This window comes from Acinetobacter sp. UBA3132, from assembly GCF_002364825.1.
In the GTDB taxonomy this organism is placed as follows: domain Bacteria; phylum Pseudomonadota; class Gammaproteobacteria; order Pseudomonadales; family Moraxellaceae; genus Acinetobacter; species Acinetobacter schindleri.
In genome coordinates, this window is the sequence record NZ_DEZM01000053.1 from 10292 (window position 1) to 18538 (window position 8247).

Consider the following 8247-nt stretch of genomic DNA (forward strand, 5'->3'; position numbering starts at 1 on the left):
AGCATTAAAAAACGCCTAATTAATAGCATGTTTCAAATAAAAATAATATATAAATAGGTTAAACCATGTATATAAAAAGAAATAATGCGTTCACAATTGTGGAGCTTATTGTTGTTATTTCCATTCTTGCAATACTTACAACCCTAGCAGTTCCTTTGTTTCAAGAATATCAGTCAAAACAAGAAGCTAACAGTATTTATCAGAAGATTACAGCAGTGAATCGCTATGCACGCAGTCAATCGGCAGTATTACGGCAGAATATTGTGATTTGTCCCACATTAAATCTATCGACCTGTCAAACGAATCAGTGGAGCAATGCCTGGCTGGTATTTGTCGATCAAAATAAAAATAGACAGGTTGATGCCGGCGAAACCGTACTGCATGTTGATCATCTAAGACTTAAATATGGACAGCTGGATTGGAGAGGTGCTTTAAGTATCCCAAGTGTCAACTATCAGGCTCAAACCAATTTACCTATTGGCTCCAATGGCAGCTTTTACTACTGTTCTTTTCAGCATTCCTATTATTACAAAATTGTACTTAGCAAAATGGGGCATCTGCGTAAAGAGAATCTGAGCACATGCTGAGAAAACTGTCCGGTTTATGATTCAATTTTTTTGAGGCTTTAATCTTGCAGTTTTTTCAATATACTGCTTAGGTCGAGAATAAAAGACTAAAACTCATATGGAGATACAACAATGACTGACATCGTAATTGTCAATGGTGCACGTACAGCCATGGGTGGCTTCCAAGGCAGCTTATCAGGTGTGACTGCGCCTGAACTAGGTGCTGTCACGATCAAAGAAGCCATTGCACGTGCAGGTTTACAACCAACAGACATCGAAGAAGTCATTATGGGTTGTGTTCTTCCTGCCGGTTTAAAACAGGGTCCTGCCCGTCAGGCAATGCGTAAGGCTGGTCTTCCAGACAGCACAGGTGCTGTAACTATTAATAAGCTTTGTGGTTCAGGCATGAAAGCAGTGATGCAAGCTGCTGACATGATCAAGGCCGGTTCTGCAACTTATGTAGTTGCTGGTGGCATGGAATCCATGACCAATGCGCCTTATGTATTACCCAAAGCACGTGGCGGCTTCCGTATGGGCCATGGTGAAATTAAAGACCATATGTTCCTGGACGGTTTAGAAGATGCAGAAACTGGTCGCCTAATGGGTTCTTTTGCCCAAGATATGGCAAATACCAAAGGTTATACGCGTGAACAGATGGATGATTTCGCTATCCGTTCATTAAAACGTGCACAAACTGCGGTCAATGAAGGCTACTTTGCAGATGAAATTGTGCCAGTCACTGTTTCCACCCGTAAAGGTGATGTAGTGGTTGATAAAGACGAACAGCCATTCAATGCCAATATTGATAAAATCCCAACATTACGTCCTGCTTTTGCTAAAGATGGTACCATTACTGCAGCAAATGCCAGCTCTATTTCTGATGGTGCCTCTGCATTGGTTTTAACTTCTGCTGACAATGCAGCAGCTCAAGATTTAAACCCATTAGCAAAAATTGTTGCCTATGCGTCAAACTCTCAGCATCCATCCGAGTTTACAATTGCTCCAGTTGGTGCTATTCAGAAAGTACTGGATAAAGCAGGCTGGACAGCAGAAGAAGTAGATCTTTGGGAGATCAATGAAGCTTTTGCCATGGTCACCATGTGTCCAATGGATGAGTTCAAGCTTGATCCTGAAAAAGTCAATATTAATGGTGGTGCTTGTGCACTAGGTCACCCAGTGGGTTCTACAGGTTCTCGTATTATCCTGACTTTGATCCATGCTTTAAAGCGCACTGGCGGCAAGAAAGGTGTTGCAGCTCTATGTATCGGTGGTGGTGAAGCAACTGCAGTCGCGATTGAGCTAATCTAATTTTCAAAAAGTCAAACGACTGAAGAGGGCTTTTAAAGCCCTCTTTTTTTATTAATCCAAAATCTGGCCTTAATGATGTCTACTAAAGCATTACTCGAACAATCATTTAAAACCGGGTCTTAAACTAAAAATTATTTTTGTCTTGATTATCCTATCAATAGAAGAATTCCCTTACTTACATTTTCATAAAGCTTCTTTATCAATCAGACACGTTGCAAAGAGTAAATTAGAGAGAATCAAAACAAGAAAAAAGGAAACCTCCATGCGATTTAATCACTATCTCAACTTCCAGGGTGAAACTGAAGCCGCTTTTACTTTTTATCGTTCAGTGTTTGGTGGTGAATTTTCTAATTTGAGCCGTTATGGTGATATGCCCGGACAGGAAGGCATTGACCTCTCCGATACGGATAGAAGCCAGATTTTGCATATTTCACTTCCTATCAATGAATATACTGAATTAATGGGATCAGATATTAATGAAAAGCTAGACAGCCCTAGCTCCCCTACTTTTACCAAAGGGACCAATCACTATATTGCAATTATTTTAAGTGCTAGTGAACAAGCCGAAGCTCAACGACTGTTTGAGGCTTTATCTGCCAAGGGTCAAATTGAAATGCCTTTGGAAAAAACTTTTTGGGGCGCACTTTATGGTGCCTGTACCGATCAGTTTGGTGTGCAGTGGATGATTAACTGTCTATTAGAAGAACGTATTCCAAATTTCTAGAAATAAAAAAGCCTCCATTTGGAGGCTTTTAACTGAAGACGGATTAAGCTCCAGTCTGATAGTTCGGTTTTGGCACAGCTGTGGATGCTTGGTACGGATTGCTAAAGTCATTTAAACCTGCTGCCGCTTCCTGAATATCTTTACCTTCTTTAATCACGAAAGTATCGAAACCCGAACGCTTCATATAGTTCAGTACGTCTTTAAATACATCACCTGTTGCACGCAGCTCGCCCTGAAAACCCTGGCGACGAAGAAGTGCTGCAAATGAATAACCACGGCCATCATTAAAACCGGCAAACTCGATAAAGATTGCATCCAACTGATCAAGTGGAAATTCATTGGTTTCAGGTGAAGCATCAACCGTTAAGTACAATGCTTTTTTACCAGAAATATTGGCAATCTGGTCTAACTGATCCACAGTCAGAACTACATCACCCTGTGGCAATACGCCATCTTCACCAATTGATTGGTAAGTGTTATCTGCAATTGTGCCATCTTTAGAGAGCACTTGTAGTGCGGTATTAAGCATATGCGCGCTCCTTGAATGGTTGAATGCCGACACGACGATAAGTATCGATAAACTCTTCACCGTCCTGACGCAAGTCAAGATAAGTATTCAGAATCTCTTCTACGATATCCGGCACCACTTCTGCAGCAAATGATGGCCCAAGAATGTCACCGATTGAAGCATCATGGTCTGCATTACCACCTAAAGTAATTTGGTAGAATTCAGCACCTTTTTTATCTACACCCAAAATACCGATATTACCGACGTGGTGATGGCCACAGGCATTCATACAACCTGAAATATTCAGGTCGATTTTGCCAAGGTTATAAATCGTATCCAGATCATCAAAACGACGTGAAATTGCTTCAGAAATCGGAATTGATTTCGCATTCGCCAATGAACAGAAGTCACCGCCCGGGCAGCAAATGATATCCGTCAAGAAACCAATGTGAGCGCGGGCCAGATTGTTTTGCTCAAGGATCGTCCACAATTCGAACAGGTCTTTTTGTGGGACATCAACAAGGGCAATATTTTGCTCATGAGTCGTGCGTAATTCACCGAAAGTGTACTTGTCTGCAAGATCTGCAATCAGGTTCATCTCTTCAGTGGTTACATCACCAGGAGCCACACCTGCACGTTTCAGTGAAATCGTAACGATACGATAGCCTTTCACCTTGTGCGCATTGGTATTGATATTGAACCATTGCTTGAATTTCGGATGCGCCGCGAACTGTTCAGAAAAATCTTCATCTGCATAATCTTGATAAGCAAATGGCGTGAAGTTCTCATCCATTTTTGCCAAGGTTTCAGCATCGATTTTCAATGTTTTAATGGTATGTGCAAATTCAGCTTCTACTTTCTCAGCAAATACTTCAGGTGTCAGTGCTTTTACCAAGATTTTGATACGCGCTTTATATTTATTGTCACGACGACCATGCAAGTTGTATACACGAAGTACTGCTTCTAGATAAGCAATCAGGTCTTCACGTGGCAGGAAGTCACGGATAAAGCTACCGATAATCGGCGTACGACCTAAGCCACCACCGACTTTAATCTTGTAACCAATTTCGCCAGCTTCATTTTTTACGATATATACACCGATATCGTGGAATGAAGTTGCTGCACGGTCAATCTCTTCCAGCGCAGATACCGCGATCTTGAACTTACGTGGCAAGAAAGCAAATTCCGGGTGGAAAGTTGACCATTGACGGATCAATTCACAGGTCGGACGTGGATCTGCAATTTCACCTGCCACCACACCTGCATACTGGTCAGTGGTAGTATTACGGATACAGTTCCCTGAAGTCTGGATCGCATGCATTTGCACAGTTGCCAGTTCAGCGAGCATATCAGGCACGTTTTCTAGTGCAGGCCAGTTAAACTGGATATTCTGACGAGTTGAAACGTGTGCATAGCCACGATCATACTCTTTCGCCAGATCAGCCACTTTACGAAGTTGTTTAGAATTCATCAGGCCATAAGGCACCGCAATACGCAACATTGGCGCATAACGTTGTACATAAAGACCATTTTGAAGGCGGAGCGGACGGTATTCATCTTCCGTCAATTTGCCCGCTAAGTAACGTTCCGTTTGGTCACGGAACTGTGCAACACGTTCATTAATCAGTTGCTGATCGAAATCAGTATATAAATACATGGCGTACAGCTAGTAGTTTCTATTATATCGTCGGCAAGGATAACGAGATTGAATCTATCAATAAAATGCTTTTTATACATATTTCATAGCGATTTTATTGATAAGCCTACCAGAAATTCAGTGATTTAAAGGATTTGTCGAGCAAAACTCCTTTTCAACGAATAATGATTTATTTTTTAAATCTTTAGCATTTATTTTCATATAAAAGCAGCTCACCTCTACTGATCAATAAATAATCATTAAAAGACCCAAAAACTTACCACTGTTCAGATTCACCTAGTGCCTGTCCCATAAAATCATAGCGTGAGCTAGAACGGGAAAATTTGATTGGACAGGCCAGCTGTGGCTCAGTCTCCTGTTCCCCTGCTTTGACTGGAACATGCACCACCCAGCCCCGCTCTTGTGCCAGTTGTGAAGTTAAGGCTTCATCCAGGTGTAATACCGGCTCCACACACACATCTAAAGTAGCAAATATAGTCTGCCACTCATTCAGAGTTTTACTGCGAATTTTCTCTTGAATTGCTGCTTTCACTTCTTTCTGGTCTTGAGCATCTAAGGATGAACCTTTTTCTAACAGAACTGGTAACTGCAATGCCTGGGCTAAACCCTGCATAAATTGTGGCTCTAAACTGCCAATAGAAAGATAACGTCCATCTTGAGTTTGGTGATAATCATAAAAAGTGCCGCCATTGAGATGCCCCGATTCCGGTTGGGCATCCACACCTGCTGCCAGACTGGCGGCGGCTGCCATATTATTTAAGGTCACCGCACAATCGGTCATGGAAATATCAATATACTGTCCCATTCCGCTACGCTGGCGCTCAATCACCGCTGCTAGGACAGCGATAATCGCATGCATGGAACCGCCAGCAACATCAGCGACCTGAATACCTAAAGCCGGTGGACCACCCTGAACCCGACCGCTATGTCCGGCAATTCCGGATAAGGCCAAGTAATTAATGTCATGCCCGGCCTTATCTTTATAAGAACCAGTTTGCCCATAGCCAGTAATGGAACAATAAATAAGTCGCGGATTGATTTCAGCCAAGGTGGCGTAATCCAGTCCCAAACGTTGCATTACGCCGGGACGGAACTGTTCAACCACGATGTCATAGTCCGAAATCCTGGTTTTGATCTGTTCGATACAGTCACGATTTTTAAGATCCAGCGTGATAGATTGTTTGTTACGATTCAAATAATTGTGTGCAGTTGCCTGTCCATGTGCGTATGGTGGCACTAATCGCAACAGGTCAGGACGTGTTGGTGATTCAATATGCACAACCTCGGCACCGAGGTCTGCCAAGTACATGGTGGCAAAAGGACCAGGTAAAAGTGTAGAAAAATCGAGGACTTTCAATCCTTTTAATGCATAAGACATTAGTATAATTACTCTATTTATGATGGTTTTTTATGCATATTAGAAACATAAACACACAAAAACAATGTCATGTTCAGCCATTTACCTTGATCATTTCGGCAATTTAATATGTAACAAATGGCAAATCCGATTTTGTAAATTGCCATTGATTTATTATTTGTTGTCAATTAGGTCAAGCATTAGTGAACATCAAAGAGACTGAAGGATTAAACATGAGTCGCGATACGATCAGTATCCATTTCGTTAACGCTGCACTCTACGGCGTGAAGCGTCTCGGCATGGACGTCGATACGTTATTGTCTCATGTTGGTATTGAAGCTGAACTTCTGCATCAGCCTAAGGCCCGTATCTCGCCAGAACAATATACCCGTTTTATTAAAATGCTGTGGATGGTGACACAGGACGAGCATGTCGGCTTTGACAAACAGCCTCGCCGTCTGGGCACATTCGCAATCATGTGTCAGCTGATCATCCACGCTAAAACTTTAGGTGATGCGCTGGAACTTTCTTCCCAGTTCTACAAGCTGTTTGGCGATGACTGGGCGGTGACACTGGAACGTGACAAGCATGAAGCACGTTTAGTCCCTCAAATTCCGAAAGAGATGGACCCGGATCATTTCATCACTGAAAGCATGCTAATGATCTGGCATGGTCTAGCTTCGTGGTTGATTGAACGCCGCCTCCCATTAGAACGTGTACATTTCAGCTATCCACGTCCAAATCATGCGGATGAATATGATGCATTATTCTTCGCACCCGTGATGCAGTTTGATGCGCCGCGTACTGAAATTACTTTTGCAGCAGATTATCTCGATTTACCAATCCGTCAGAATGAAGAAACCTTGGAAGAGTTCCTGAAAGCTGCACCTGCTCAACTGTTGGTAAAATTCAAAAATACCAATTCTCTAACCTCCCGTATTCGTGATGTACTGAAGAGCCAGATCGGCGAAGAAATGCCGACGCTGAATGATGTCGCTTCCATGCTATATCTATCTCCACAAACTTTACGTCGTCGTCTGGCTGCGGAAGGCAAGAGTTATCAAGGCGTTAAAGATGCACTGCGTCGAGATGCTGCGATTCACCTCTTGTTAAATCCAGATTTAACCCTGGAAGATGTCGCGCAACAGGTCGGTTTTAGTGAAACCAGCACCTTCCATCGTGCTTTCAAAAAATGGACCGGTGTAACACCAGGTTTATATCGCCAATTACATGGTTACCATTAAGTCACATCTTCTTCATATTCAATATTAGCTCTTTTGCTAATCTCAGTTCATGCCCAAGCTCCAGACTTGGGCATTTTTTTGTCTGATCTTTTTTTGAATCATCGCCATTGACCAGATTGCTCAAATGACCTGGTTCGTTCTCGTCATTGCGCTTAGCTAAAGAATCATTACACTCAAAATGATTAGAACAAATTTTATTCATTCAAAAAAGGGAAATTGTATGAGCGAGGCCTATATCATCGATGCCATTCGCACACCACGTGGCAAGGGAAAAAAGGATGGATCCTTGTATGAAGTCAAACCGATCAGTTTACTCACTACCCTGCTCAATGAACTGAAAGAGCGTCATTCCTTAGATACCTCCAAGGTTGATGACATTGTCTTGGGCTGTGTCACCCCGATTGGTGACCAAGGTGCTGATATTGCCAAAACTGCAGCAATTGCAGCGGCTTGGGATAACGATGTGGCTGGTGTACAGATTAACCGTTTCTGCGCTTCTGGTCTGGAAGCAGTCAATATGGCCGCACAAAAAATCCGTTCAGGTTGGGAGGATTTAGTGGTTGCAGGTGGAGTCGAATCTATGTCCCGCGTACCGATGGGTTCGGATGGCGGCCCTTGGGCACTCGATCCTGAAACCAATATGGCTTGTGATTTTATTCCACAAGGCATTGGTGCTGACCTGATTGCGACCATTGATGATTATAGCCGTGATGATGTAGATAGCTTTGCAGAACAGTCCCAGAAAAAAGCGGCGACAGCTCAGGCCAGTGGTCATTTTGATAAATCGATTGTGCCAGTTAAAGATAAAGCTGGTGTGGTGATTCTGGATAAAGATGAGTTCATTAAACCGAATACGACCATTGAAACACTCAGCAAACTCAAC

The 8247-nt window shown here is 42.7% G+C and carries 8 protein-coding genes; 5 read left to right on the forward strand and 3 right to left on the reverse strand.

Annotated features, from left to right (window positions below; all coding sequences use genetic code 11):
- Positions 1 to 65: 65 nt before the first annotated feature.
- The 3 genes from B4033_RS02265 to B4033_RS02275 all read left to right on the forward strand — a co-directional run bounded on the left by B4033_RS02265 (position 66) and on the right by B4033_RS02275 (position 2598).
- Complete coding sequence (locus B4033_RS02265) at positions 66 to 587, forward strand: GspH/FimT family pseudopilin (protein ID WP_163169251.1); 522 nt, start codon at positions 66 to 68, stop codon at positions 585 to 587.
- A 111-nt stretch (positions 588 to 698) separates the two neighbouring features.
- Positions 699 to 1874: a thiolase family protein gene (locus B4033_RS02270; RefSeq protein ID WP_004891575.1), complete on the forward strand. Its 1176-nt coding sequence runs from the start codon at positions 699 to 701 to the stop codon at positions 1872 to 1874.
- Positions 1875 to 2136: 262 nt separating this feature from the next.
- The gene (locus B4033_RS02275; protein WP_286831777.1) at positions 2137 to 2598 is read left to right on the forward strand and encodes a VOC family protein; all 462 of its coding nucleotides are present in this window, start codon (positions 2137 to 2139) and stop codon (positions 2596 to 2598) included.
- 43 nt (positions 2599 to 2641) lie between these two features.
- Here B4033_RS02275 and B4033_RS02280 read toward each other — a convergent pair whose 3' ends face one another.
- The 3 genes from B4033_RS02280 to B4033_RS02290 all read right to left on the reverse strand — a co-directional run bounded on the left by B4033_RS02280 (position 2642) and on the right by B4033_RS02290 (position 6141).
- Complete coding sequence (locus B4033_RS02280) at positions 2642 to 3127, reverse strand: DUF934 domain-containing protein (protein ID WP_286831779.1); 486 nt, start codon at positions 3125 to 3127, stop codon at positions 2642 to 2644.
- A complete protein-coding gene (locus tag B4033_RS02285) occupies positions 3120 to 4763 on the reverse strand; it encodes a nitrite/sulfite reductase (RefSeq protein WP_286831781.1) in 1644 nt (547 codons plus the stop codon). The genes B4033_RS02280 and B4033_RS02285 overlap by 8 nt, the downstream gene beginning before the upstream one ends.
- A 256-nt stretch (positions 4764 to 5019) precedes the next feature.
- Positions 5020 to 6141: a CaiB/BaiF CoA transferase family protein gene (locus B4033_RS02290; protein WP_286831783.1), complete on the reverse strand. Its 1122-nt coding sequence runs from the start codon at positions 6139 to 6141 to the stop codon at positions 5020 to 5022.
- A gap of 212 nt (positions 6142 to 6353) precedes the next feature.
- Between B4033_RS02290 and B4033_RS02295 the strand changes: the two genes are divergently transcribed.
- Positions 6354 to 7364 carry an AraC family transcriptional regulator gene (locus tag B4033_RS02295; protein WP_004814497.1) on the forward strand — a complete coding sequence of 337 codons (1011 nt, stop codon included), beginning with the start codon at positions 6354 to 6356 and terminating at the stop codon, positions 7362 to 7364.
- Positions 7365 to 7584: 220 nt separating this feature from the next.
- The coding region (locus tag B4033_RS02300; RefSeq protein ID WP_286831786.1) for a beta-ketoacyl synthase N-terminal-like domain-containing protein at positions 7585 to 8247 on the forward strand (663 nt) is incomplete at its 3' end.